The sequence below is a fragment of the Nostocoides veronense genome, from assembly GCF_039531185.1.
In the GTDB taxonomy this organism is placed as follows: Bacteria; Actinomycetota; Actinomycetes; order Actinomycetales; family Dermatophilaceae; genus Nostocoides_A; species Nostocoides_A veronense.
The window spans coordinates 50926-74951 of record NZ_BAAAPO010000047.1 but is presented as its reverse complement, the minus strand read 5'-3'; the positions used below and the strand labels follow the sequence as shown (position 1 = coordinate 74951).

The window sequence follows — 24026 nt, the reverse complement described above, 5'->3', positions numbered from 1 at the left end:
ATTCGCCCGATCATCAGGGAACTCACGAAGCGGCGACAGAACCCCGCCACATAACGGCCAAGGCCACAGTCGCAGGCGCACTTGCCTGCGTCGTTGCCATAGGGGGTTCCTCTACCGGGACGCTGCATTCCGCCGATCCCTGACGGTTGGAACGAGGTAGAAGGTCTTGGGGTCTATGTCGGTGAGTGCGAGCAATCCAGCTGGGGACGATTTCACCGTGCTGGGCGAAGTCTCTGATGGCGTACGGAGTCGGACCGCGAGGACGGGTTCCTCGTCGATTCTCTGCACGAGGGCGTAGCAGACGGCGAGCACGTGCCGCCTCTCGATGCGCCCGGTGTCACCGGCCGCGGCGATCTCCTCGATCCGTGGAGCGATGCGGACCCCGGCCGCGGTGAGGTCGGTCGCCAGGCGGTCGGGCAGGTCACCAGCGTGAAGGAGCCGGTGCTCGTGAGTGCACGCTCCACGGTGCGCTGTTCGTCGCCGCTCCAGGCGGGGATGTCGAGTGCGAGGGTCTGACCGTGGCTGCGGTCGGTGATGGAGGCGGTGACCCGACGGCCGGTGATGGTTAGGTCGGTGATGGCGTGTCGGGCCAGCGCGCGGGCGCGGGGAAGGTCGCGGTCGGGTGCTCCGGTGATGAGGACGGGTTCGATCTGCTTGAGCCAGGCGCGCCCCCATGCGGTGGCGCCGAACTCACGGGTCACCGCGCTGCCTCAGGGCCGAGGCGCAGGATGCCGTAGAGCTCCTCGTCGCCCAGGGCGAGCAGGTCGGCCTCGCCTCCGGTGAGGGCGGCGTCGGCGAGCCCGCGTTTGCGCTCGTGCATGGTGGCGATGTGGTCCTCGATGGTGCCGGCGGTGCGCAGGGTGTAGATCGTGACCGGCTGGTTCTGCCCGATGCGGTGGGCACGGTCGGAGGCCTGGTCCTCGACAGCGGGATTCCACCAGCGGTCGTAATGGATCACCGAGGTCGCACGGGTCAGGTTGAGACCGAACCCGGCTGCGCGCAGCGAGACCACCAGGACGTTCGGCCCCTTGCCGCTCTGGAACTCATCGACAATGCGGTCGCGGTTGGCGGGGCGCAGGCCGCCGTGGAGGAACGGCACTGCCAGGCCGTGGCGGTCGGCCAGGTCGGCAGTAAGCAGCCGGCCCATGGCGGTGTACTGGGTGAAGACCAGGCAGCCGGCGCCCGTGTCGATGATCTCGTCGAGCATGTCGGCCAGGCGGTCGAACTTGCCCGAGCGTTCCGTGAGTGGCCCGTCCTGGCCGAGCACTTGAGCGGGATGGTTGCAGACCTGCTTGAGCCTGGTGAGCAGGGCCAGGACGGAGGTGCGGCGTGCCGACCCGGCGCCCAGACCGGTGTCGAAGGCCTCGGCCAGCGCGGCCTCGTAGAGGCGTCGCTGTTCGGAGGTGATGGCGCAGGCCACGTCGATGACGTGGCGGGCCGGCAGCTCGGGGGCTACCTCGGTCTTGGTGCGGCGCAGCACCAGGTCGCGGGTGTGGGCGGCGAGCCGGTGGGCAGCGGTGGGTGAGCCCCGGCGCTGGATCGGCACGATGTAGCGGTCGCGGAAGCGCCGTCGGGTGCCAAGCAAACCCGGACGAACCAGGTCGCCAAGCGCCCACAGGTCGCCCAGCTGGTTCTCCACCGGGGTTCCGGTGATCGCCAGCCGGTAGTGAGCGGAAATCGTCTTGGCGGTGCGGTAGGCCAGGGTGCGCGGGTTCTTGATCTGCTGGGCCTCGTCGAAGGCCACGACACCCCACAGGCGGCCGGTCAGCCGGTCGGGGTCACGGCGCAGCCGCGCATAGGTGGTGACGGTGACGGTACCAAGCGCAGCCTCGTCGTGATCGCCGACGGCGCGCAGGCCCGATGCGTGGCGGGCGATCTCGCGCGCCCAGTTCGCACTCACCGAGGTCGGGCAGATCACCAGGTGCGCCGCCTTCGGGTGGCAGAGCATCAACGCGATGGCCTGGAGCGTCTTGCCCAGCCCCATGTCATCGGCCAGCACCGCGCCGCCGTCACGGTCGAGGAGCCATTGGACGCTGGCGAGCTGATAACCCCGCAGCGTCGCCGTCAGGCCCGCCACCGCCAGCGAGTCCGTGAGGGTCAGCGCGGAGCGCAGCCGGTCTGTCGTGGCCTCGGCGGTGAGGACGTGCGCCCCGTCGGGAGTGAGCGCGCAGTGCCCAGCGACCGGCAGAGGCACCCGCGCGTCGGGTCGGCCGGCCAGCAGCGTCCAGGAGCGCAGGGAGCCGCCGTCCTGCGGGCTGGGTTGGCGGCCACCCAGCCAGGCCCATCCTTCGCGCAGGGCAACTTCCAACCCGCGAACCTCGCGGGCGATGACCTCCCCGTTCTCGGGGACGGCCAGCCGCATGGTCGCGATGGTGCCGGCGGGCGCGTCGAACAGCGGGTCCGGGGTGTGGGCTGACCACAGGAACCAGCTGGCGCGCTCGGGCACATAGGTCAGTTGCGTCCGCTCGGTCACGACGTCCGGTCCAGCAGGGACTGGGTGTCGTGCAGGCTGGCCTCGATGAACCGTGCGATCACCGCCCGCTCTGCCGCGGTGAACGACGCGAGGGTGGCCCGGGTCTGCGTATCGAGTCGTCCGTAGCGGGCCAGCATCTGCTCGCGTGCCTTGGGGACGGCTTCGATGAGAACTCGGCGCCGATCGGTGTCGTCGCGCACTCGTTGCACCAGGCCGGCCGCGGTGAGCCGGTCGATCATGTGGGTGATCGCACCGGTGGTCAGCCGTAGCCTGCGCGCCAGCTCACCGGCCGGCAACGGGCCGTCCACGATCACCTCGTGCAGGCACGACAGATCTGACGGGCCGATGCCTGCCTCCCGGGCGATCACCTCGTTGACCGCGTCCACCGCCGACAACCACGGCGGCAACAACCGAGCGATCCGCTCCACGACGTCGTCATCTTCCTCTGCCATCACTCCCAGTGTAACCCTCACTGACTCAGTATCTGAACTGTTCAGGTATCCTACCCGGGTGCGCTCTCGGAACCTCGGCCTCGTCGCGATCCTCCTAGCGGCCTTCGTGGACCTGTTGGGGGTGACGATCGTGACGGTCGCCCTGCCCTCGATCACCGACGACCTGGCGGCCAGCCCCGCGCAGAGTCAGGCGATGCTGTCGGGGTACACCCTGACGTTCGCGGTCGGATTGATCACCGGTGCTCGCTTGGGCAAGCGGCTCGGGTTGCGGCGCGCCTTTGTGATCGGAGTGGCCGGCTTCACCCTCGCCTCGCTGGCCTGCGCACTGGCGGGTGCGGCGTGGGTGCTCGTGCTCGCCCAGGTGGTGCAGGGGTTGTTCGCCGCGCTGATGGTGCCCCAGGTGCTGGCCTTCATTCAGCTCATGTACGACCCCAGTGAGCGGGCCAAGCCGATGGCGGCCTTCTCCGCTCTGCTGGGCATCGCCGCAGCGGCGGGGCCGATCCTCGGCGGGGTGCTGATCGCCCTCGACCTGTTCGGCACCGGCTGGCGCGGAGTGTTCCTGGTGAACGTTCCGATCGGTGTGGTGGTGGCCGGGCTGGCCCTGCGCGCCTTGCCGCCAGCTCGCGCGGATGGCCACGTCAGGCTCGATCCGGCCGGCTTGGCGCTCTCGGCGGCCTCGCTGTTCCTGATGATGTGGGGGCTGGCCGGGCTGGCCGACACTCAGACGCCGCTCGTCCAGGTCGCCGTCATCTCGCTCGGCCTGGTGCTGTTCCTGGTGTTCCTGGTCCAGCAGCGGGCCAGCGACCGCCGAGGAGGGCAGCCGCTGGTCCCGCTGGCCTTGCAACAGCGCAGTACCTTCCGGTCCGCCGTGGGGGTCCAGATCTTGTTCTTCATCCCCGTCATGGGCTTCTCCCTCGTCATCACCCACTACGTCCAGACCCACCTGGACTACACCGCCCTGCTCGCGGGGCTCGTCGTGCTGCCCTGGGCGCTGCTCACCGGGGTCGGCGCCGGGGTCGGGACCACGGTGCTGCTGCCGCGGATGGGCCGCCGGGTGATCCACATCGGGCTTCTCACCATGAGCCTTGGCATGGCCCTGGTCGTCGCGGTCGTGCTCCTCGCCCCGGCAGGGCCGGCGTTCTGGCACTTCCTGCCCGGCAGCGCCATCGGCGGCCTCGGGATGGGCCTGGTCGTCGGCCCGCTGACCGAGATCGCTCTCTCCCGGGTGTCGCGCGAGCACGCATCCGAAGCGTCCGGCGTGTTCAACAGCGTCGGTCAGCTCTCTGCCAGCTTCGGATTCGCCACCGTGGGCAGCACGTACTTCGCCATCGCGGCCGGCGCGGCCGGGCCCTCCGACGGCCTCTACAGCGACGCTCTGAGCGTCGCTTTAGGCGTCGGGATTGGTGCCGCTCTCCTCGCCGCCGCGGTCGCCGTCCGCCTGCCCCAGCGCCACATCAACTCAGCGAACCAACCCACGGACGTCGACGTTGACCGATGACCACGACGCCTGCTCCGGTTGACGATCGGCAAGCGGGTGACACCGTCGACAGGGTCGATTGTCATGCTGCCGCTGCGCCTCTCACGCGTCAGTTTGTCGGGCTCACGAGGCGTTCGACTTCAGACAGGGCTCTGGTGAGCGGAATGCGCTCCTGCTCGATCCGGCGGTGGCCAGAGTGCTCGGGGTGCAGCAGACGCAGGTACACCTCGAGCTCGTCGGCTCGGAGGTGGTCGACCACTCGCGGTGCGCCCGCCACGAGGTCACGTCCGTTCTGGTCGTGGTTCGTGCCGTACGGTTCGAACTCCTCATACGCTGCAACGTTCATCAAGATCGAATCGAGGTCTCGATCGAAGTCGATGCGGTAGCCGTTGAGGATCTCGTAGCCGTCGCGGTCCATGTCGCCCCAGTAGACGACCAGGGGCGCTTCTCTGATCCAAGGGAAGGACGCCACGGTGCGGCCTCCTCTGCCGACGCCCTCCACAATGAGGCCTCCGGCCAGCTCAGGGAAGTGGATGGCAGTGTCCTTGTTCTCGGAGATGACGACCACCTCGGGCTGGTAGGCCGGTGCGAACGTATCGCCCACTGTCGCCGAGTCGTGCAGCCTGCGGCCATCGGCTCGGTGATCCGGATCGAGGTAGGTGAAGTGGATTCGCGCAGGATGGTTCGCCAACAGGCCAAGGTCGTCCAGCCCAGTGAGCGCGAGCACGGCTGCACGATGCGCCTGCAGCCACTTGGCGTGAACGCCGGGAATCGGCACCTGCCGAGGCGTCAGGCCCCGTGCCAGCGATGGGTCAGCTCGATACCAATCGACGACTTTTAGCAACAGCGCGAAGTCGATGTCTGCGTAGCCGTCGACGAGCCGCAGGATTCTGCCGGCATCGGCCCGGTCAAGGGTACGGCTGCGGTCCAGCAGCACTGCGAGGCGCTCCCGCCCACGTGCCAACCGCTCCTGCCAACCCTTCCCGACGATGGTTGCGGCCTGGTCGACCGACGTGAGCAGCACGTGGGTAGGCACTACTTGCCGTGTACCGCCCTTGGCGATGCGCGACGTGTAGGTCAGCTCGACGCCATGGCCCCTAGCCCATTCCTGCCACGTGACGGTCAGCGCGTGGATGGCGGCGTAGTCGGCCCGCAGGTCAGCACTGGCCGCACGGCCTAGCGGGAAGGCGTGCGGGAACGCCGACGTGGCGCCTTCTGTAGCGCTGACGATCTCCGAGTGCCAATGGTTGACCAGCCGGCGCTCCATGTCCTTGGTGACCGCTGCAGGCGTCTTCACGACGAGCCCTGCTGCTGCGCATCGCTCAACTCGCGCACGAACGAGTAGCCCTTGGGACTCTTGGTCACGGTGAGCAGCAGATCCATGTACGGCTCCAGCGCGGTGACCTGCCCAAGAGGGGCGCCGATGATGAGTTGGAAGCCGAGGTTCTGCCAGGCCGTCACCGCACGCCCGGCGAACTCGCTGTCGGACTTGATGAAGCCCTCGTCCAGGAAGACTGGCGCGAACCGGGGCCTGCTGCGCGACTCGTCGCCCAGTTGGTAGCGCAGCGCAGCGCCGACGATGAAGGCCACGAGCTCCTGGGTCTCGCCGCCGGACTTGCCGCCGAGCGAGTCGTAGGTCGCGATCTCATGGCCGTGCTGGTCGACGCACACGGCGTTGATGACCACGTGCTGGCGGACGTCGAGGTAGCCGTCGCGCATCGACGTCGATTTCTTGGTGTGACCGGGCGGGATGCTGATCTTGGTCATGAACTCGCGCAGCCTCTTGAAGCGCGACTCGACCTCCGCGTCGGTCAGTTCGAGAGCAACCCCCGAGGACAGCTTGCGCAGGTCGCGCTTGAAGTTGGAGACGTCCTCGCTGATCATCCGGCGGTGTTTGATCTGGAGGTGACCCTTGCCGCCGAAGGGCAGCGTCGCCAGGATCGCGTTGATCGGCACGAGCCGGTCCTCGACGTCCTCCATCGCTGTGTCGAACGCCTCGTTGAGGGTGAGCAGGTCGTTGCTGGACCATTTGGCGAACTCCAGACGCCACTTGTTCCGCCGCTCGTGCAGTCCCCCGGTCTGGATCCGGTCGAGGATCTCGCGATAGCCGTCGGCCGAGGCGATGCTCGTGCCGAGGTTGTTCTCGGTCCAGCGCGCCTTGTACTGCTCGAACATCGACTCCATGGCGCGCACGGTGCGGTCGCGGCTCTGCCGAGCAGTTGCGCTCTCATCGCGCAGTCGCTTGCCCATGGCGCGCATGTTCGAATGGAAGGACCCCAGACTGGTGACGTCCCAGTTGGCGGCGAACATCTCGTCGAGATAGCTCTGCTGCTCATCGGTCACGTGAGCCGATTGGGCGTCGTCGATCGCATCGATGGCGTCCTGCACGGCGTCCTGCTCGGAGGCGAGGTCACCGTGCTGCTTTGTCAGCTCGGTCAGTCTGTCCTCGTCGAGGACCTTGGTTCGGTTGGCCTCCTTGTGCAGGAGGCTGACCTTTTCTTCCTCGGCCTGGAGTGCGTCGAGGATCGAGTTGGCCGCCCGCAGCTTCGCGATCTCGGCTTCGAGCTCCTCGATCCGGCGTGCGAGCCCGAGGTGATCGATGTCGGCCCACCTGGCGTTGGCGACGTAGGTGTGGGCCTCCTTCTGGGACTGCAGGCTGGCCGAACGAGCGCGGAGCTGCTCGATCCTGCCCCGCACGGCCCTGATCGCGGGTTCGAGGGCACCGAGCTCAGCTTCGATGTCCGTGAGGCGCCGTTCATTGGAAAAGCCGATGATGTTGCCGTCGTGGGACTCGCCGTGGGCGCCCTTGTCGCCGTCGCGCGTCTGCCCCGTAAGGGTGACCATCGGCTCGCGGTCGTTGAGCTGGCTGGCGTTCTCGACGCACCGGTGGTCGGTGCCGTGAGCGGTGACCCTGTCCTGGACCCAGGCAGAGAAGGGCGAGTCCTTGAAGGCGAGCTTGCCCGAGACATAGGCCTCGTCGCAGGGGAACTCCTCGTGGGCAGCCAGGTCTACGCCTTGGAAGCGGATACGTGGCGTGATCTTGATCGGATCGATGGCAGCCGAGAGCCGCTGGCGCGCATGCCGATCGACGAGCACCGTTCGTGCGATCCCGCCCAAGGTCGTCTCGACGGCCTTGCGCCAGCGCTCCTGATCGGGGCGCACGTCGATCAGCTCGGCGACGAAGGGGAGATCGATCATGGGGTCCAGCCCAGCGGCTTGGGCCATCTTGACCCGGGCCTCGTGTAGGCGCCGCGGAACCATGCCGGCGCGACCGGCCAAGGACGCCTTCTCCTCTAGCAGCTCTCGCTTCTTGGTGGTCAGTGGCGACAGGTCGTCATCGCGGATGGCGTCCTCTTGGTCGCGCAGGTCGTCCGCGCGCGCATCGAAGCCGGCGAGGAACTCGGCGGCATCTGCCTGGGCCTGACCGAACTCAGCAGAGTTCTCGGGGACGAGCAGGTTGATGGGCTCGGTGCTTGCCTGGAACTTCAGGTTGGCGGCGTACACGGCATCCTGGTGCCCCGCGAGGATATCGATCTCGCGCTTGCGGGCGTCTATGGCGTCGCCACCGTTGGCGCGCTTCTCCTGGGCGATCTGCTTGAGCCGTTCGGCGTGGCGCTGTTCGTCTTCCCTGGCCTGCTCGAAGCGAGTCTTGGTCGTTGCGTACTCGCTCCTGTTCGTCGCGACGGCCCCATCGAGCAGTTCGCGCTCGGTGTCCAGGCGCCACAGTTGGAAGGGAGTGGGGCCTTCACGGTTGACGCCGAATGCCTCGATGAGGGCAGCGGTCGACTCCGCCTGCGCGAGCTCGTGCTGCAGGTCCGGCAGTTGCTGCAGCGCCTTCACCTTGTCGGCCTCGTCGAGCATCTTCTTGTACGACGCGTCGAGGTTGGCGAAGTGCTCGATGGCGTTGTCGGCCTTCTCGAAGGTGATCGGCTGCTCCAGGACCATGGACTTGTAGAGGGTGTCGACCCGCTTGACCTCCATGCCTGCCTGGACCCTGGCCAGTAGGCGCATCGCCTTGCGGCCTCCGTCGCCCCCGCCGATGCCCAGACGCGTGTGGAGCGTGTCCTCAAACTCCCGGAACGTGTTGAAAGGGAGCAGGCCGATGCTGCGCAGCGCCCGCTTGTCGAATCGGGTCGCAGCCAGCGGTTCGAGCTGGGCGAGGTGGAGGTGGCCATCGAAGGTTGCGTAGGACGTGACGACGTCGCCGCCGGTCGTGGAGCCGGCCTTGACGAAGTAGATGCGCACCACGGTGAAGCGGCGCCCGTTCTCGTTGAGGAAGGTCGCAGCGAGGGCTCCCCAGATGTGCTCGCCGTTCCCTCCGCGCAGGACGTGGTCGCGCAACTCGTTCGAGCCGTCGACGCGGGCGCTGTCCATTTTCCCGCGCAGGTACGTGAGTAGGTTGCGCTGCTCGGCGGAGCGGGCCCGGCCGGCTGCGTCGTTCGAGGCGCCATTGAACGGTGTGTCCGAAGGCATCATCAGGGCGATGTAGGCATCGAGCACAGTGCTCTTGCCGGAACCCGAGGCGCCGGACATGAGCGTCGAGCCGTGGTGGACGCGCACCTGGTGGGCCCCGTGGAAGCCGCCCCAGTTCACCATCTGGATGGACTCGATGCGCCATTGGGCGTGATCGCTGGGTTTCGCCGCACTCGATGGAGCGACGATCGGCAGGGTCAGTTCGGCAGTCATAAGGCCTCCACGTCACCCGAGTCGAACAACGAGTCAGGCGAGGCAGCCTCGTCGTTGTCGTTGTCCACTCCGTCGTGGGCCGCCTCGCGGTCGCTGCTGCTGCGGTCCAGAAGCCAGGTCCACAGAGCCCGCAGCTTCTCGATGGGCAGCAGGACCTCGATGATCGGCGAGATCTGGAATCGGTCGGGATCACCGGTCCGCAGCAGTACCCCCGCAGCCAGCAGCGCATCGACGGCGTTGTTCGCGCGCTTGTGGTCCATGGCCCGGTTGGTCGCCGCGTCAGGTCTCTGGTCGGCCACCTCGTCCAGGATCGTCTGCCGGTCGACGAAGACCGTGTCGTCCCCCTCCTGCCGCTGGGCGAAGAATCGCCGGCGCAGGGAGACCATCATGATCGTCTCCTCCTTGTTGTGCGAGACGTTGCGTAGCAACGACGGCAGCGGCTGATCGTCGTGGGAGGAGGCAGCGCGCTTGAATGCGATCTGGTGCTCACGGTCGACGTGCAGATCCAGGAATAGGTCGTGCAGCCGGGAGGTGATGGTCCCCTCGTGGTCCATGAGCACGGCCCACTGCTCGGGGTGGCGATCTGCGGAGATGTACCGGTGCTTCAAGAGCGCGTGCAGGCACAGCCGCTGCTGCGGGAACAGGGTCGAGGTGTCACCCTCGAACATTGCCAGCGACAGTCGCTCTTCCTCGTCCTCTGAGTTCGAGGCGAACACATCGTCATCGAGCTCTGCGTAGCGGTCGTCGGGCTCGACGTCATGATCGAATGACTGGTCTGTCATGAGGCAGGCTCCTGCTGTTGTGTGTCGCCTTGCAGTGATGTGGCGGGCATCAGGAACGAACGTGTGCTGCCGTCCGGGCGCACGGCATCGACCTGCTCGGGCTGGGAAGCATCGACCGCGGCATCGAGGCGAGCGAGCAGGTGCATCAGGCCGAGAACCTCGACGGGCCGGCGCAGCTCGTCGGGCTGGACGTTGAACAGTGCAGCCGCTGATTCGATGACACCGCTGTTTGCGAGAGCCTCGTCAACCAGCCGAGTCAGCTCCTCCAGCGAGGGACCGCCCTGCTTGCGGATGTACTCCAAGGACAATGCTTCGGGCTCGTCGTCGGAGGTATCGGCCAGCTTCTCGGGTGGTCGCTCGCTGTCAGGGTCGAAGACGCGCAGTTTGAGAGCGTCGATCTCCAGATGGGCTGGGATCAGCTCGACCTCGACGTGGTCACGCGGGCGCGCAGTCTGCATCCAGGTGCGCATCGAGGCGTCGATGCCCTTGAGCACCTCGTCCAGCTCGCGGTTGCGGACGTGGTCGTAGTTGAGGATGTGCTCGGTCAGCGTGGTGGTCAGCCGGCTCTGTTGGCCATTCACGTCCTCGATGCCCCGACGTATCACGGCTACGGTCCCGCGCAGTTGCTTGGTCTCGTCGGGCAGCATCATGCCGGCGATCGGGTGGGCGAGGATGGTCCCCAGGTCGGTGCGCAGGCTGCCGAGCCAGTCAGGATTGCGCAGCAGCTCCAGGGCTCCTTGGAAGGCTCGGCCCTCTGGCGTAGCGGTCAGCAACTGGCTCGACTGCTCCAGGTAGTCGTCGAGCACCTCGCCGATGGGACTGTCGTCCTGGCGGAAGCGCGAGGCGATGCTGCGGTGCATCTCGCGCATCGCCTCCTCGACGCGCCGGAAGTCCGACGGCAAGCCATCGAGCTCGCGCAGCACGTTGGCGAACTGCTCGATCAGCTCGGACTCGCTCGCGACCGCGAGTTCTCCTCCAGCCCTGAGCCGGTCGTGCTCCGCAGAGAGCCTGGCGATCTCCTCGGATAGCCGGCGCAGACGCTCCTCGCGGTCCGGGTGAGCTGCCAACGCGGCCTCGCTGACGACCCGGCGCATCGTCTCGATCCGGGAGAGCGAGAGGTTAAGTTGGGTCCGGGTAGCCCGGGTCACGTAGTCCATCGCCTGTTCGGCATCGCCGGTGGGACGGTACGTCTCCTGGCCCTGGCCGGGGTCGCGGTACAGCCATCGCTCGCGCACCCATTGCATGGCAAGCGCCTTTCCGGAACTGGACGGCACTTGGTGGCCTGATGCGCGCAGCTCGTCTAGCAAGGCGTCCACCCTCGTGTGGAAACGCTCAACGGGCATGGGCTCTGCATTGTCCGGAAACAGCGCTGCGAAGATCGGAAGCACGATGACCGCGCTCTTGCGGTCAAGGAGCTTGAGCGTAGGAGTGCCCAGAGCAGCCTCGATCCGAGCGAAGTCGCCCTCTATGCCGGTCGCCACGGTCAGTCGCCGAGAAACTGGACCGCGTGGCTCCGACTTGGAGCGAAACTAAGCCCGCTCACGACGGTGCAGTCGGTCGGAGTCACGAACACGCCTCTAATGATGGCTACCAGAGCTCCAGTAGGCAGGCGCTGAGGGGGGGGTACCGAGTCCACCCCACGGCGAAGCGCACTGCGACCCCCACTTCCTGCGGGACCGAAGGGAAGGCGTGGGCGTAGCGAGCTGCTCACGCTCTGGCCCTCGTGAACCCGGATGCGCATTGCGACTTCGCTGGGAGAACCAGGGACCACGCCGGTCGATCGATTGACCTTGACCAAAAAGCTCGTGCAAGGCGACGTATCGTGCCGCGGCCGTTGCGTGGACCAGCCAAGAAGGGGGGCGCAACAGTCGTTCCAGGTCATGGTCACCGCTCCGAGGAATCCTCGCCTGGGTCATCGTCCGGCGGCGACGCATTGCGCTCGGCTCCCCGGGTTGCCTGGTAGGCGAGCCCGTCCATTGCCCGAAAGAGGCCGGGAAGGTCGCGAACTAGGGCCCGGGGGTCCTCGGCAATGCCGAACCGGGTCAGCCATCTGCGGGTCTCAGCGCGGACCTCCTCAGCTTCTGGCGAAAGGTCGAGCTGACCCGAGATCTCCTCAATAAAGTCGAGGACGTCTTCGTTCCGGGCTTGGTTCTCGTGGGTCCTCTTGAAGTCCCTCTTGGCCCGGTTAATCCGACTGGAGATCCGATCGACTGTCTCAGCCCGTTCGGCGACTCGCTGCTTGGCGGCGATCTTCGAGAGCAGCAGTCCAAAGTTGCGCGCCGCCGCCTCGATGTCATCGACGGACACTCGTGAGCCTCGAGCGTTGCCGGCAAGAACGTCAACGGTCGCTCGCGCAAAGGCGACCTTATCGAGGTGAAAGCTGGCGATGCCGGAGCGCTCGGCGATGGCTCGCTCGAGACACTTGAGCAGTCCAACTGACACTTCGGGGCGGGAGGAAGAAGCGTGGTCACTTGTAAGGACATCCTCGGCGCTGAGCCCGTAGTCGCTGACCTTGGCGGCGGGCACGAACTCCAGGCAGTAGCGCTCCGCAGCGGCCAGAGCAATGTTGAATGGAATTAGGTCCTCGATGCCAACCACGCCGCCGGGGCTCTCCGTGGTCAACCCATCGAGCAGGCCCTGGCCCAGCTGGAGGACGAGTTCGGGGTCAAGGAGCTTGTCGCCGTATGCTCCCCCGGCGGCGAGATCCAGGCGCGCTTCATCCCCGTCCTTGTCGTTATCGAGGAGAACCACGACGGGCGGCTTGTCAACATCTCGACCTCGAGCCAAGTACACGAGGTAGGGAATGTGTCGCGTCCCTCCGGCGGGAACAATGGTCACGCGGTTCAGGTCCAGCCTGTCTCGATTGGCCACACCTCGCGTCTTGAGCCAACGGGACACTCCTGCGATCAGGACCTGATCTGAGGGCCCTTCGACCATGATGTTGCAGTTGCCGATGAACGTCGTTTCGGCGACGAAACTCCCGAAAGCGGAGCGAAGCGGCTCATAGTGGTTGGCTGCCACTGACTTGACGACCCGTGTGCCCTCGTCATATTCGCCCTTTTCTAGAACCCGGATGCGGTCGGCCTCGTTCTTGTCGATAAGGAAGGGGGAGTGGGTGACGTAGACAACCTGAACCGGACGTCGGGACGGGTCCTGCGGCGCGGCGAAGTCATCAAAGATTGCCAGAAGGTCCTGTTGGCCCGAGGCCGAGAGGAAGCGATCTGGTTCGTCCATGAGGAGGATCTCGGGCCGCCCGTCGCTTCTTGGTTGGTGCGCCAGGTATTGGACGAAGTAGCTGAGGAAGTACTTGAGACCATCGCTCCTCTCGTCGAAGCCGTAGCTGCGGCCAGTCCGATCACGGATCATGAAGACGAGGTCGAACTCGTAGAGGGAGACGAACAACTCGAACTGCGAGTCCTGCGACCACCAGTGTGGGAAGTTGAGCGCCTTGGCGAGTTCTCCGTTGATGGTGTCGACGATGCTGTTGGCGTATCCGTTCTTCGAGCGCACCGCATCTTGCAGTTCAACGAAAAGTGCCCGGCTGAGTCCAGCGACCTTCGTCAGGAGATCGTGGGCAAGCTTGTAGGTCTTCAGTTCGTCGTCAGTGGCGTCCCTTGTGTCCCTGAACAGGGATGAGATCTCCTTCGCTTTGGCCTGCACCTGACTGTCGCTGGCGAACCAGTCGCGGTTTGCCTTGACTCCGTCAAGGATCGCGCGGAGAGCATCACGGCCGATACCCGCCTTCTTGGCCCCGCTGGCGAGGAAGTCGATGGGAACACTGTCCGGTAGGGGCACGTCCGCATCGATCTCGAACGGGGCAGGGATGTTCAACTTGTCGAGGGCCGAGGGTGTTTTGATGTGAAGACCTTCGGACCACTTTCCCTCCTTTCGCACGTACATGCGGTGCTGAGGGGTCGTGTTCATGCGGAAGATGGCTACTTGGTCAGCGCCCGCGATCGATTTGTGCTCCGTCGCGCCCTGGATCACCTTGACGTCCTCGTCGTTTACGTCGGTGAACAGCGCGCCAAACTCCGGCTTCGTGATGGTCGGATCGACGCCGAAGAACCTGGAGTATCGACAGAAGTCACTCCGCTCGTACCCCGCGCCGGTGAGTGCAGCCGAGATGGCCCGGAGGATTTGGGTCTTCCCGGACTCGTTGCCGCCGACGACGGTGGTGATGCCCGGCCTCAGCTTGATCCGAACAAACGGGTAGTTCCCGCGTGGGGTTGGGTCCCAGGGGTCGGGCTCGTAGCGGCCATCAGAGGAGCGGATGAAGTCATAGTTGAGGGAGCGATAGAACCTGACGTAGATCGACTGCAGTTGCATGACGGGCCTTTCCTCGTGAGCCTCCAGTTATCTATAGCAGGGCCTACCGACAAGAGCACCGGCTCGGGAGTCACGCCCGCTTGTGCAGGGCGAGGGCGAGATCCAGTTGTTGACGCCCGTCGAGGGATGCGGCGAACTGACGGTAGTGGGCGCGGTCGTTGGCGGTCGGTCGCTTCCCTCGCCAGACGGGTGAGAGGTCGAGGTGGGCGTGGGCGACGTGGACCCACTGCAAGGTGAGGGCGAGGTCGTGGTCGCCGTAGCGGGCGTCGGGGCGGTTGCGGCGGGCCCATTCGTTGAACCATCGGGTCATGCCGAGCCGGTGGTGGATCTTGGCTTCGGTGGCTCGGTAGTCGCGCCGTTCGGTCTCTTTCCCGGCCCGCCAGATCCGGCTCTTCCACTCATCCGCGCTGACCAGCATGGTGGCTGAGCAGGCGCGGGCGCAGCGCACACCCATGGGGCCGGGCATGTTCAGCGCTTCGGCGGCCGCGGCCCAGGTCGTCACGTCCGGGTGGAGCCGCGCCAGGGACAGGGACGCGAACAACCGCACGGTGTCCTCGCTCGAGGTGGAGGCGCCGTCGAGGTGCTCGAGGTACTGGGCGTTTGGGATGACCTGCGGGATGAGGGTGAGGTTGATTGGCATACGCCCTCCAAGATGGTTGTCGAGGTGGTGGGACAGGCGCCGGTGCGGGGCGCGGGCGGCCATGACCAGGCGGGTCAGGGTGGGGGTCATGACGGTGCGGTCGGCGAGCCACCCGAGCGGGCCGTCGTTGGTGGTCGGGGTGAGCTCGGTCCACGTCGTCAGCCGGGTAGCAGCCTCGTCTACGTCGGCGGCGGTGAGGATGCCGTCGGCCGTCGCCAACGCCCCAGCGCGAAGTGCGGGGGGCTCGGGTGGGCGTAGGCCCCAGCGCGGTCCGCGATCGCGGCTTCGGGCTTCGGTTTCACCCTTGAGGTCGGTCACCCAGGGTGCCAGCTGTGCCGCGCCGGGCTGACCGGCGAGGTGAAGCAGGAGCGTGGCGAGGTGGCGCAGGTCTGAGAGGTAGGTCCTCGGCTTGGCAGCCTGTCCGAGCACGGTCACCTGTTGTCCTCCGAGGGCGCTGTTCACGCGGGCCTGCACGGCGATGACATCGTCGGTGGCCGAGGTGGCTTCGATGGTGGTGAGGTCGTGCTGGCACTGCCGGGTGGGGCCGGCGCCGAGCGGGTTTCCGCACACGGTGGCGGCGCCGACGCGGCGCAGGTGGGAGTGGCGCTGGTCCCGGAACGGTCGCCGACAGGACGGGCACCGGGCAACGAGCAGTGACCTGTGTTGTGTGCAGGTGGTGACGGTGAGGAGCCGCCACGCAGACTGCCAAGCACCGTCCGCGGCGAGGCATGCCGGGCAGATCTGGGTGCCGTGGGCGGGTGCCCAGCCGCGGGCGGCGACCTGCCGGTAGGAGTGCCGGTCGGCCGAGTCGAGTCCGGTGAGGTCGAGGGCGGTTCCGTCGAAGGCGGCGAGGGTGGCGGCATACACGTCCCGTTCATCGACGCGGGCGAGAGCCGCGAGACGGGTGATCGTCTCCGGTGACGGCGCGAGGGTGAGGTACCGGGTACCAGCGCGTCCACGACCTGTCGCAGTGAGGAGCTGGGCGGTGGTGAGGCCGTTGGCGTCGGCGAGGTGCTCGAGCCAGGACTCGATCGACTCCCCAGGGCGCGGCGCAACGGGCACCGGAAGGGCTGCGGTCATGGCGCGTCTGGGGGTGGTGTGCGCGACCCCCAGGCCCTGTCGTCCGGCAGGAGATCCTGGGGGTCACGTCCCGGTCCCTCGCGAGGGTAGGCGTCATGGGTCAGGCTACCCGAGCGCTGGCCGGTGAATTTGGCCGATGGCGTGCGAGCGGGGGCGTGGAGCCACCTCTCGAGAGCGCTGGCAGCGTCATCGATGGTGGCGGGGTTGCTGTCCCGGATTGCTTGGGTGGCGGCGTCGCCGATGTCGAGCGCCCAGACGAAGTCGTCAGACTCCAGCTTGCCCACGGGGTCAGCGCAGCCCGCCTGACGAACGGCGGCGCGAGCTGCAGCGTTGACGCCCTCGAAGAGTGGGTCCCAGATCGAACGCAGCGTCGCCGGGCAGCCGTGAGCGTCCACGAGGCGGGCCAGCAACGCGGCCGCGTCTGCGGGTTCCTGGACGACGGTGGCGCCCAGGACCTGACGTTCGGGAAGACCCATCACCAGCAAGACGAGAGCGTGGTCGCCGTCGGCGAGCCAGACATGGTTGGGGTAGAGCTGCCAGGCGCTCATGCCGACCTCCGTTCTCGCGGCGCACGGGCACGAGCAACGTCGGGCCGGCCGTTGCGGTAGCCCTCGCCGGCGGCGATGCCGGTGTAGCCGGAGAGCTCGGCGAGGTCGGCGCACTCTGCGGCGATCGGGCAGGCGGAGCAGACTGAGGCTGGCTCGGCCAGGGCGGCGAGGCGAGCCGCGGGGATGAGAGCGGCGGCATACATGTCTTCCCACCGACCCCACGCGATCGTGAGGTCTTTGCAGGAGCCGTCGGCCAGGGACCAGGCGGCGTCGCGGGCGAGAACCTCGCGACTGATCCCGCGCATCACCGCTCCCGTGCCGCAAAAGGTGGAGACGGTGGGGTGGACCAGCTTGCGCGCAGGTCCTCGATCGCGGTCGAGTCGAGACTGATCGGCGTGAACGCGAGATCAGGGATCCCAGCGGTCAGGGCAGCGGCGGTGGCGGTCGTGCAGACACCCACCACGGCCCCGTGGCGGGTGATGACCCAGGTCTGCTCCGGGAACGCCGGGGTGTGGCCGTGGTGGCGGTGAGCCAGTCCTCGACCAGGAGTCGGAGCTCTTCGTAGTGGTGCGGGTAGTGGAGGTGGTCCCGCTCGAGCGGGGTGTCGTCGATCGTGGTGAGCATCGCCGTGGTGCGCTGGTGCAGGTCTTCCAGGGCGGGATGGTTGATCGGTGTCATCCGTATCTCCTTGTGATGGCGGCCCAGGTGGCCTGGGTGGTGGGGATGGTGATGACGTCGGCGTCAGCGAGGAACTGCTGCCCGGTCTCGGCGAGGACCAGGCGGGTCTCGGGGTCGATGGCGGTGTCGAAGGCGCGCACGTGTCGGTCGGCGATGAAGGGGCGTGGGCCAGTGAACGCGGGCCCGTGAGTCAGCCGTGTCGACATCCACGCCAACTCGCGCCTTGGGGTGATCGTCGATGGCGGGGAGCCGGTCCTTGGCCAGGGGGCAGCCGCGGGGGGTGGGTGATGGGTCGCAGGGTGTCGCAGCGCTCCTTGTAGTCCACCAGCCCGGCGTCGACGAGGCCGGTGACAGCGTCAGTGAGCCGGGCGGCGTCGAGGTCGTGGATGCCGCGGCCGACGCGGGGTGAGGCACGAGCGCTCCTCTCAGCCCCGAGGCGGACTCTGTCGAGGTCGTAATGCTTTACTACTCTCGTGATCCCCCAGTCTTCCATTCATCCGTCCCGGAGTCAGGTGCTTGGGTCCGCGATCGCCCAAGCCCGTCGGGAGTTCGGCATCACACAGAGGCAACTCGCAGCGGCCTCGGGGGTGGGACTAGAGACACTGCGAAAGCTCGAGCAGGGGCACGTCGAACAGCCTGGAGTGTTTCGGATCGCCGCCATCGCGGACGCCCTGGAGACGACCGTGGACGCGCTGCTGCCGGCTCGGCCGAATCGGGTGTCTTCCGTCGGGTATGAAGGCTGCGAGATCGCAACGTTCGTCGACGCGATCCAAGCGGCCGGCATTGACCTGGTCGCCGACGTCCGCCTCACACCGTTGAGCCGGAAGCAGGGGTTCAGCAAGACGCGCCTGGGCGCGGCTCTCGGAGACATCGGGGTGCGATACGAACATCTGCGGTCTTTGGGCAATGCCAAGGAGAACCGGCCACTGTTTGCCGGCGCAGAGTTGGAGGTCGGGCGGGCACGCTATCGGGCTGGCCTTCGGACCCCCGAGGCGCGACGCGCGCTTGGTGAGCTCGCCTCTTGGAGGCAGGAGCATCATGTCGCCCTGCTCTGCTTCGAGCGGGACGAGGAGCGGTGCCATCGCTCAGTCGTGCTCGAGGAGCTCGCTCAGTTGGGGTAGTACACACCGAGCACATGGAACACGTGGCGGCGTTTGGCTTGGTTGCCCACAAAGAAGGCAGGTGCCCGGGGCGGCTTGAACATCATGTCGAAGAACTTCTCCTTGAGCGCGGCACGTACGGCGGCCGCGGGGCTGTCGCCGAGGCGGCGTTGGAGCGCGACGAACTCCCAGTCGATGATGCTCTGATCGTGGCCCTTGCATTGAGCGTCGTAGCACTTCCATCGGTAGTGACCCTCAAGTCGCGGGGCCTGCAGTGGGCTCTTGTCGGAGTCGTCGAACAAGTCCATCTGGTTGACGTAGGCGTCGATCTTGGCCTGTTCTTCTGGTGTCCAGCCGGCGTGGTCGGTGATCCGCAGATCGAGCACTTCCCGTACAGGGACGAGCCCTAGCGATGGCGCCACCGCTGCCCGCTGGTTCTGCCGGTTCAGTTCGCACATGGTGTCCGAAGCCGTTGGGTCGAGAAGTGCTCGACGACGCTTCCAGGGATCGAGGTGGTCGATAACCACCATGGTGGACATGTCCGGTTGCCATGACTCGACGCGGGAGTCGCCGGTGGCGGGCACGGCCCTGACTCGGATGATGTCGTACTTCTTGAACTTCTGGTCCTGCTCAAGGAATCGGAAGTTGATGGGGTACAGGCGGATCCACCGCGCTTCTGTGCGGCCGCGGGACAGCCCCAGTCCGGCCACGCATACCGTCTCGCCCGCTTTCGCTGAAGGGTTGGGCGCAGCTTTGACGGTGATGAGGACCTCCAGTTCGTCCGGGCGGGAGGGCTTTGGAACATCCCGATCTGGCCCGCCGAACAGGGCACCTTGGCTAGGCACGTCAGCCCTTCTCCCGATCGAGTCTGGCGAGCATGTAGTCCGCGACGGTGGCGGCTTCACGCACGACGAGCATTGCCAGATCCTCGGACACACCAGTGGGCAGGGTCCGGCCGTGGCCGGTTCCCTGGAGGTTCCGGAGCTTGTTGACCTGGTCGGCGATGTTCCAGGTTGACTGATGGATCGCGCGAATGGCATCGACGCCCGGCAGGTTGGGGTCGACCTGCTGGGGCAGCACCCCGAGCCGCTCCCTAGCGAGGTGCCATAACTGGTCGTAGGACATCTTGTTGCCCACCGGCATGCCGAGCTCTTCGAGGACGAACTTGGATACGGACTCGAGGAGCTCCTTGGCGGTTCCAATGAGAAGGGCGGGATCGGCAGTGGAGCGGCGCAGACGCTCGAGCTGCTCGTCCAGGGCGGGGCGACCGCCGGTGTCCAGGTCAACATTGCCGAATGGTTGAAGATGTCCGTCGTCGGTGAGGTACCAACCGGCGGAGCGCAGGGCCCGGTTGAGACGGTCAACATCTTCCCCGGCAGCGTCGCTGCCGATAAGGCCCGCTACACGGAGGGCAGATAGCAGCTCATCAACGAGGTGTCGGGCACGTGCTGGCTCTCGCTGCGCGATCCGCAGGGCCTGGAGGACTCTCTGCTCCTTGTTCTTGCCCTGAATACTGGGCGTGTAGACGTAGTCGTCCCCGTAGCCGGAACCCGTCAAGACGGTCGTGATTGTAGTGTGGCTGGGGCCAGCACCTCCGTGGAAGAACATGGCGAGGGCCGCGCTGATGTCGCTGTTGAGCGGGATCGTGGCTCGTGGGCTCATCTGGACTCCTGTGTAGTGTGCGGCGATGTCGCGATCGCGCCGGCCAAGGTTGTGGCCTGCTCCTCGGTGAGGAGCCGGGCGAACTTCCGATAGGACCGAGGGTTGGCCGCGACCGCGACCGTCGCGGGGTGACCGTGCGCGACCTCCAGCCACAGCCAGCGCAGGGCGTAAGCGCGGCTCCCGGGGCGGGTACCTCGGCAGTTGTGACGAGACCATCGACGGAACCAGCGTTTGGTTCGTGCGAGGTGTTGGACGCGGTCCTCCATCGCCCGGTAGTCAATCTCGAGCCGGCGAGCAGCCCGGGCGAGGGCGGCTGCGACGTCGGCGGGCGACGCGGTCATCGACGCTGAGCAGGCGCGGGCGGTGCGTTCGCCGAGTTCGGGTGGCAGCCGGAGTTCTCGCGCGGCGTCGGCCCACGAGTGGACGTGCGGGTGGGTTTTGGCCAGGCAGAGGGATGCGAACAGGCCGATAGTCGCGGGGCGGGAGTCGAAGAGCCCGCCGAGGTGGTCCCGGACGAGGTGCTGGGGAAGGACTTGCGGGATCTGTCGGGTCGAGGCGGTGAGCGGTGGTTGCTGGTCGAGGAGATGGGACAGGCGACGGCGCGGTGCGTGGGCGGCCATCACGAGCCGCGTCAGGGTCGGTGTCATGCGGGTGTGGTCGGCCAGCCATCCAAGCCGGCCTTCGGGGACGTCGTGGAGGTGCTCGAGCCAGGACCCGAACCGGGTTGCCGCGGTGTCGAGGTCCTCCGAGGCGAGGATGTGGTCGGCTGCCGTGAGCGGGCGTGAGCGGAGGACGGAGTCTTGGGGTGGGCGGATGCTCCAGCGCCGAACCCGAGGTGTGCCGGCATCGGCGACGTCGCGTGCCCAGGAGGGGAGGTTGACGGGCGTTCGGGACGCTGCGGCGAGGTGCAGAAGGAGTGCGGTCAGGGATCGGAGGGTGGTGGTGAACTCGGGCGCGGCGAGTTGGCCAGCGAAGGTGGCGACTGCCCCGGCGGCGTCGGCGGTGTCTTGCCGGGCTTGGCGTTGGAGGCAGGCATCGTCGGCCGGCTCGGCGGCGAGCGTGGTGAGGTCGACGCGGCATTGCTTGCGTGGGCCTTGGCCGAGAGGGTTGCCGCACAACGTCTGGGAACCAACGATGCGCAAGGGTGAGTGTCGCTGGTCGCGGAAGGGGCGCTGGCAGCCGGGGCACGTGGCGAGCAGGTAGGTGCCGTGGGTGCGGCATACGGTCGTGGTGGGCAGACGCCAGGTGGTGCGCCAGACGCCGTCGTCGGCGAGGCATGCCGGGCAGATCTGGGTGCCGTGGCCGGGGATCCAGCCGCGGGCGGAGATGGTGCGGAAGCTGGTCTGGCGGGCGGGGTCGAGCCCGCGCAGGTCGAGGCTCGTTCCGTCAAATGCCGCCAGGGTCGCGTTCTGCAGGGCGGCGGTGTCTGCTCCGGTGAGGCGGGCGATCCGCTCAAGGGTCACCGGTGTGGGGGCGAGCATGAGGTACGCAGTGGTGGTGTCGTGCCCGGCCCGCACCAGCTCCATCAGGCGAGCCGTCGTGAGGTAGTTGGCGTCAGCAACGCGTTCGAGGTAGGCATCGAGGGCCTCGCCGGGAGCGAGGTCGACGAGGGTCGGCAGGTAGGTGTCGGCGTTGTCAGCCAGCATCTCGACTCTCCTCGGTTGCATCAGCTGGCGAGGCGGATTCGTCGGCCGTGACCAGGTCGCTGCTGCTGGCGAGCCGGTCCTGCCACCAGGCGCGCAGGTGGAGTTTCGTTTCGGGGTCGAGGGCGGTATCGAAGTCCATGATGTCGGCGGTTGCTCGGCTTGGGTGGGGCCCGCCGGCAGGCCGGCCCACGGTGGCGTCGAGCCACACCCAGGCAGCCGCGACCTCGCGATCGATGCGTTCGCCGCCGCCTCGCGGGATATCTCGGAGGGCGCTGGACGGGAGACGTTGGATTCCGCGCAGTTCTGCACGGGCTTGAGCCCGGTCAAGCAGGCCTGCGGAGTGCAGTCGGTCGGCATGCACGGCGAGTCGGCGGAGCGCATGTGTGTTGTCGAGCAGCCGTGTTGCGACGCGTTGGGCGCGGGAAGAGGAGTCGGCTGCGTGGACGGAGGCGGCTGCGGCGATCGTCATTGGGGTGCCGTGGGCTTGGCTGGCTAGGGCGGTCAGGGCGAGGGCTTCGGCGGTTCGGTGGGTGCGGTGGTGTTCAGGAAGGATGATCGGGTCATCGGTCAAGCGCAGGATGCTGGGGACGTGGCGTGCCTGAATGCCGAGGTTCTCCAGTAGGTCGAGTAGACCGTCTCGAGCGTCGAGTGGGTTGCGCCAGTCCGGCATCTCTTGGGCATCGGGATCCCACGGGTCGGCCATGATGGCGATGTCATCGAGCATCGCTTCTGCGGTGGCTCGATCGGCCGATGCATCCCAGGTCAGGGTGAGCAGGGTGGCGGTAATCGAGGGCGGACGAGCGATCGTGTACCGGCCGGTGATGACGTTCCGGTCGACCCAGCGCACCGCACGAGTTCTCCATAGCTGCGTTTCCCCGTCGAACCGCGGGGGCCAGTTCCGCCAGAGGGCGAGTTCGACCTCGGCCATGAGCGACTCCAGGCGCCGGAGCCGATCGCGAGCTGACTGGCTGGACGTGGTCGCAGCCAGGGTGGCCATCACCTCTCGGTGGACATGGCGGATTCGGGCAGGGGCTGGTGGTGGGGTGGGGTCGAGACGATCGATGAAGAGTTCTTCGCAGTTGGTGCAGAGCACAACGAGGTTGAGCCGGGCTGCGACGGTGTCAATGCACCCGCGGGGACACGTGGCGGGTTGGCCGGCATACCGGCGCCCGGTCCGGGCACGTCCGAGCGCCATCCCCGGGTAGGCACCCTGGAGCGTGGCAGCCCGCAGGCGTTCCACGGTGACCCCGGTGATCGAAGCGAGCCGCGCCAGCAAATGATGGCCTGGGTTCTCCCAGACTCGGGCGGTGCGCCGGTGGCCCGTCAGGACGGGAAAGTCGAGGTAGTTGGCGTCGGCGACCCGTTGCAGGAAGGCGGCGATGTCCTCCCCAGGCTGGATGTCGACAGCGACGGGGAGCTGGCTGGCGTCGTTCATCCGGTGACCTGCCCGTGCTGGGTGACGTTGACCGTGGGGTGGAGCTGGGTCGGCTTCGCGGCGGCTTTGTCCGCCTTCTTGGCGAGTTCGTCGACGGTGAGTTTGGACGCGGGAACGGCCAGCACATGTTTCTCGGTGACCGCCCAGGCGCCGTCCTCGATGGCCTCGACGGTGGCTCGGCGCAGGAGGTTGACGATGGCCTGCATTCGTCCGTGGGTGCGTTCCAGGATCAACCCGGGCAGGTCGTTGTGCAGCATGCCCGGCTCGGCGGCGGGGAGGAACGGGGTAATGACTTCGCCGGACTCCTTGAGGAACCGTTGCCACGCCAGCACCTGGTCGCGGGTGTCGGAGCCGTAGGGCGAGACGGTGATCTCGTAGGCGCGGCCGGTGATCTGGGGGTCGCTCATCACCTGGTGGTCGTGCAGGTTCGCGCCACTGAAGATGACCGTGATGCCGTACTCACCCAGGGCGGTCACGATCGCTTTGAGGTGGTCCAGGGCGTACCGGCCGAGGCGTTCGGTCAGGATCAGCTGGTGCAGGTCGTCGATAGCCAGCAGCCGCACCCCGTGCTTGAGGACCAGGTCGAGAGTGGAGGCCTTCTTCGCGGTGCTCTTGTCCATGTCGAAGGCCTCGACGACGAGCTCGTTGAACCGGGTGACGGTGGTCGCGGCTTCGAGGGACAAGAACAGCACCGGAGCGTGGGTGGGGTGGATTTCCTGGTCGCGGCCCCCGAACCGGCGGGTCGTGGTTCGCCGCGCCATACGTTCGGGGTCACCGTCAGGCCCGACGTGGTGGCGGTGCACGGCATACGACAGCTGGTAGAGGACCGTGGACTTGCCCAGGACGTTGAAGCCGGTCAGGAGTGCGACCTCCCGGGTCCCGGTCAGCATCTCGGCGTTGTCTTCAATCAGGTCATTGAGGACCTGCCGGATCCGACGATCCCGCTCGGAGTCGAAGTAGTGGCCGTTGAGGTAGCGGCGTACCTCACGGGCATACTCACGACGCTTGGCCTCCGACATTGCCCCGGCCTCAGCCCGAGTC

21 protein-coding genes are annotated in these 24026 nt (G+C 67.1%); 4 read left to right on the top strand and 17 right to left on the bottom strand.

Annotated elements, in window-relative coordinates; genetic code table 11:
* Positions 1 to 312 precede the first annotated feature (312 nt).
* Entirely contained in the window at positions 313 to 516 is a 204-nt protein-coding gene (locus ABD225_RS15755) for a hypothetical protein (protein ID WP_344087628.1), read from the top strand.
* 181 nt (positions 517 to 697) lie between these two features.
* Here the strand turns inward: ABD225_RS15755 and ABD225_RS15750 are convergent, their stop codons facing one another.
* Together ABD225_RS15750 and ABD225_RS15745 are read right to left on the bottom strand one after the other, a co-directional pair.
* Positions 698 to 2473, bottom strand: coding sequence for a DEAD/DEAH box helicase (locus tag ABD225_RS15750; RefSeq protein WP_344087625.1), 1776 nt, complete (start codon positions 2471 to 2473; stop codon positions 698 to 700).
* Positions 2470 to 2901, bottom strand: coding sequence for a MarR family winged helix-turn-helix transcriptional regulator (locus ABD225_RS15745; RefSeq protein ID WP_344087622.1), 432 nt, complete (start codon positions 2899 to 2901; stop codon positions 2470 to 2472). The genes ABD225_RS15750 and ABD225_RS15745 overlap by 4 nt, the downstream gene beginning before the upstream one ends.
* Positions 2902 to 2983: 82 nt before the next feature.
* Between ABD225_RS15745 and ABD225_RS15740 the strand changes: the two genes are divergently transcribed.
* Positions 2984 to 4423 (top strand): MFS transporter, encoded by a 1440-nt coding sequence (locus ABD225_RS15740; protein ID WP_344087619.1) that lies wholly within the window; start codon positions 2984 to 2986, stop codon positions 4421 to 4423.
* An 88-nt stretch (positions 4424 to 4511) separates the two neighbouring features.
* Here the strand turns inward: ABD225_RS15740 and ABD225_RS15735 are convergent, their stop codons facing one another.
* The 10 genes from ABD225_RS15735 to ABD225_RS15690 all read right to left on the bottom strand — a co-directional run bounded on the left by ABD225_RS15735 (position 4512) and on the right by ABD225_RS15690 (position 17348).
* Entirely contained in the window at positions 4512 to 5669 is a 1158-nt protein-coding gene (locus ABD225_RS15735) for a Wadjet anti-phage system protein JetD domain-containing protein (RefSeq protein WP_344087616.1), read from the bottom strand.
* A gap of 26 nt (positions 5670 to 5695) precedes the next feature.
* A complete protein-coding gene (locus ABD225_RS15730) occupies positions 5696 to 9088 on the bottom strand; it encodes an ATP-binding protein (RefSeq protein WP_344087613.1) in 3393 nt (1130 codons plus the stop codon).
* On the bottom strand, positions 9085 to 9870 hold the full coding sequence (locus tag ABD225_RS15725) for a DUF4194 domain-containing protein (protein ID WP_344087610.1): 786 nt from the start codon (positions 9868 to 9870) through the stop codon (positions 9085 to 9087). The genes ABD225_RS15730 and ABD225_RS15725 overlap by 4 nt, the downstream gene beginning before the upstream one ends.
* The gene (locus tag ABD225_RS15720) at positions 9867 to 11351 is read right to left on the bottom strand and encodes a DUF3375 domain-containing protein (RefSeq protein ID WP_048545295.1); all 1485 of its coding nucleotides are present in this window, start codon (positions 11349 to 11351) and stop codon (positions 9867 to 9869) included. The genes ABD225_RS15725 and ABD225_RS15720 overlap by 4 nt, the downstream gene beginning before the upstream one ends.
* Before the next feature lie 403 nt (positions 11352 to 11754).
* The gene (locus tag ABD225_RS15715) at positions 11755 to 14196 is read right to left on the bottom strand and encodes an AAA family ATPase (protein WP_344087604.1); all 2442 of its coding nucleotides are present in this window, start codon (positions 14194 to 14196) and stop codon (positions 11755 to 11757) included.
* A gap of 70 nt (positions 14197 to 14266) precedes the next feature.
* Positions 14267 to 15916 carry a TniQ family protein gene (locus ABD225_RS15710; protein WP_344087602.1) on the bottom strand — a complete coding sequence of 550 codons (1650 nt, stop codon included), beginning with the start codon at positions 15914 to 15916 and terminating at the stop codon, positions 14267 to 14269.
* Positions 15913 to 16464, bottom strand: a complete 552-nt coding sequence (locus tag ABD225_RS15705) for a hypothetical protein (protein WP_344087599.1) — start codon at positions 16462 to 16464, stop codon at positions 15913 to 15915. The genes ABD225_RS15710 and ABD225_RS15705 overlap by 4 nt, the downstream gene beginning before the upstream one ends.
* Positions 16461 to 16769 (bottom strand): hypothetical protein, encoded by a 309-nt coding sequence (locus ABD225_RS15700; RefSeq protein WP_344087596.1) that lies wholly within the window; start codon positions 16767 to 16769, stop codon positions 16461 to 16463. Before ABD225_RS15700 ends, ABD225_RS15705 begins: the two co-directional genes overlap by 4 nt.
* Before the next feature lie 118 nt (positions 16770 to 16887).
* Entirely contained in the window at positions 16888 to 17142 is a 255-nt protein-coding gene (locus tag ABD225_RS15695; RefSeq protein ID WP_048548096.1) for a hypothetical protein, read from the bottom strand.
* Entirely contained in the window at positions 17139 to 17348 is a 210-nt protein-coding gene (locus tag ABD225_RS15690; protein ID WP_048548097.1) for a hypothetical protein, read from the bottom strand. Before ABD225_RS15690 ends, ABD225_RS15695 begins: the two co-directional genes overlap by 4 nt.
* A gap of 74 nt (positions 17349 to 17422) precedes the next feature.
* Between ABD225_RS15690 and ABD225_RS15685 the strand changes: the two genes are divergently transcribed.
* Positions 17423 to 17551 (top strand): hypothetical protein, encoded by a 129-nt coding sequence (locus ABD225_RS15685; RefSeq protein WP_268806971.1) that lies wholly within the window; start codon positions 17423 to 17425, stop codon positions 17549 to 17551.
* Between the two features lie 64 nt (positions 17552 to 17615).
* Entirely contained in the window at positions 17616 to 18263 is a 648-nt protein-coding gene (locus tag ABD225_RS15680) for a DUF488 family protein, N3 subclade (RefSeq protein ID WP_201329103.1), read from the top strand.
* On the opposite strand, the gene ABD225_RS15675 is transcribed toward ABD225_RS15680, so the two are convergent.
* The 5 genes from ABD225_RS15675 to ABD225_RS15655 form a co-directional block, all read right to left on the bottom strand.
* Entirely contained in the window at positions 18251 to 18952 is a 702-nt protein-coding gene (locus ABD225_RS15675) for a hypothetical protein (protein WP_344087583.1), read from the bottom strand. The two genes, ABD225_RS15680 and ABD225_RS15675, sit on opposite strands and share 13 nt — an antisense overlap.
* A gap of 136 nt (positions 18953 to 19088) precedes the next feature.
* Positions 19089 to 19904: an abortive infection family protein gene (locus ABD225_RS15670; RefSeq protein ID WP_344087580.1), complete on the bottom strand. Its 816-nt coding sequence runs from the start codon at positions 19902 to 19904 to the stop codon at positions 19089 to 19091.
* Entirely contained in the window at positions 19901 to 21550 is a 1650-nt protein-coding gene (locus ABD225_RS15665) for a TniQ family protein (protein ID WP_344087577.1), read from the bottom strand. The genes ABD225_RS15670 and ABD225_RS15665 overlap by 4 nt, the downstream gene beginning before the upstream one ends.
* Positions 21540 to 22985, bottom strand: coding sequence for a TniQ family protein (locus ABD225_RS15660; protein ID WP_344087574.1), 1446 nt, complete (start codon positions 22983 to 22985; stop codon positions 21540 to 21542). The genes ABD225_RS15665 and ABD225_RS15660 overlap by 11 nt, the downstream gene beginning before the upstream one ends.
* Positions 22982 to 24004: a TniB family NTP-binding protein gene (locus ABD225_RS15655; protein ID WP_344087571.1), complete on the bottom strand. Its 1023-nt coding sequence runs from the start codon at positions 24002 to 24004 to the stop codon at positions 22982 to 22984. Before ABD225_RS15655 ends, ABD225_RS15660 begins: the two co-directional genes overlap by 4 nt.
* Positions 24005 to 24026 lie beyond the last annotated feature (22 nt).

Bases quoted from the DNA above. Each gene is read 5' to 3' on its own strand.
- ABD225_RS15735 (WP_344087616.1), bottom strand. From the start codon at position 5,669: ATGGAGCGCCGGCTGGTCAACCATTGGCACTCGGAGATCGTCAGCGCT.
- ABD225_RS15730 (WP_344087613.1), bottom strand. From the start codon at position 9,088: ATGACTGCCGAACTGACCCTGCCGATCGTCGCTCCATCGAGTGCGGCG.
- ABD225_RS15725 (WP_344087610.1), bottom strand. From the start codon at position 9,870: ATGACAGACCAGTCATTCGATCATGACGTCGAGCCCGACGACCGCTAC.
- ABD225_RS15715 (WP_344087604.1), bottom strand. From the start codon at position 14,196: ATGCAACTGCAGTCGATCTACGTCAGGTTCTATCGCTCCCTCAACTAT.
- ABD225_RS15710 (WP_344087602.1), bottom strand. From the start codon at position 15,916: ATGACCGCAGCCCTTCCGGTGCCCGTTGCGCCGCGCCCTGGGGAGTCG.
- ABD225_RS15705 (WP_344087599.1), bottom strand. From the start codon at position 16,464: ATGAGCGCCTGGCAGCTCTACCCCAACCATGTCTGGCTCGCCGACGGC.
- ABD225_RS15700 (WP_344087596.1), bottom strand. From the start codon at position 16,769: ATGCGCGGGATCAGTCGCGAGGTTCTCGCCCGCGACGCCGCCTGGTCC.
- ABD225_RS15695 (WP_048548096.1), bottom strand. From the start codon at position 17,142: ATGACACCGATCAACCATCCCGCCCTGGAAGACCTGCACCAGCGCACC.
- ABD225_RS15690 (WP_048548097.1), bottom strand. From the start codon at position 17,348: ATGTCGACACGGCTGACTCACGGGCCCGCGTTCACTGGCCCACGCCCC.
- ABD225_RS15670 (WP_344087580.1), bottom strand. From the start codon at position 19,904: ATGAGCCCACGAGCCACGATCCCGCTCAACAGCGACATCAGCGCGGCC.
- ABD225_RS15665 (WP_344087577.1), bottom strand. From the start codon at position 21,550: ATGCTGGCTGACAACGCCGACACCTACCTGCCGACCCTCGTCGACCTC.
- ABD225_RS15660 (WP_344087574.1), bottom strand. From the start codon at position 22,985: ATGAACGACGCCAGCCAGCTCCCCGTCGCTGTCGACATCCAGCCTGGG.
- ABD225_RS15655 (WP_344087571.1), bottom strand. From the start codon at position 24,004: ATGTCGGAGGCCAAGCGTCGTGAGTATGCCCGTGAGGTACGCCGCTAC.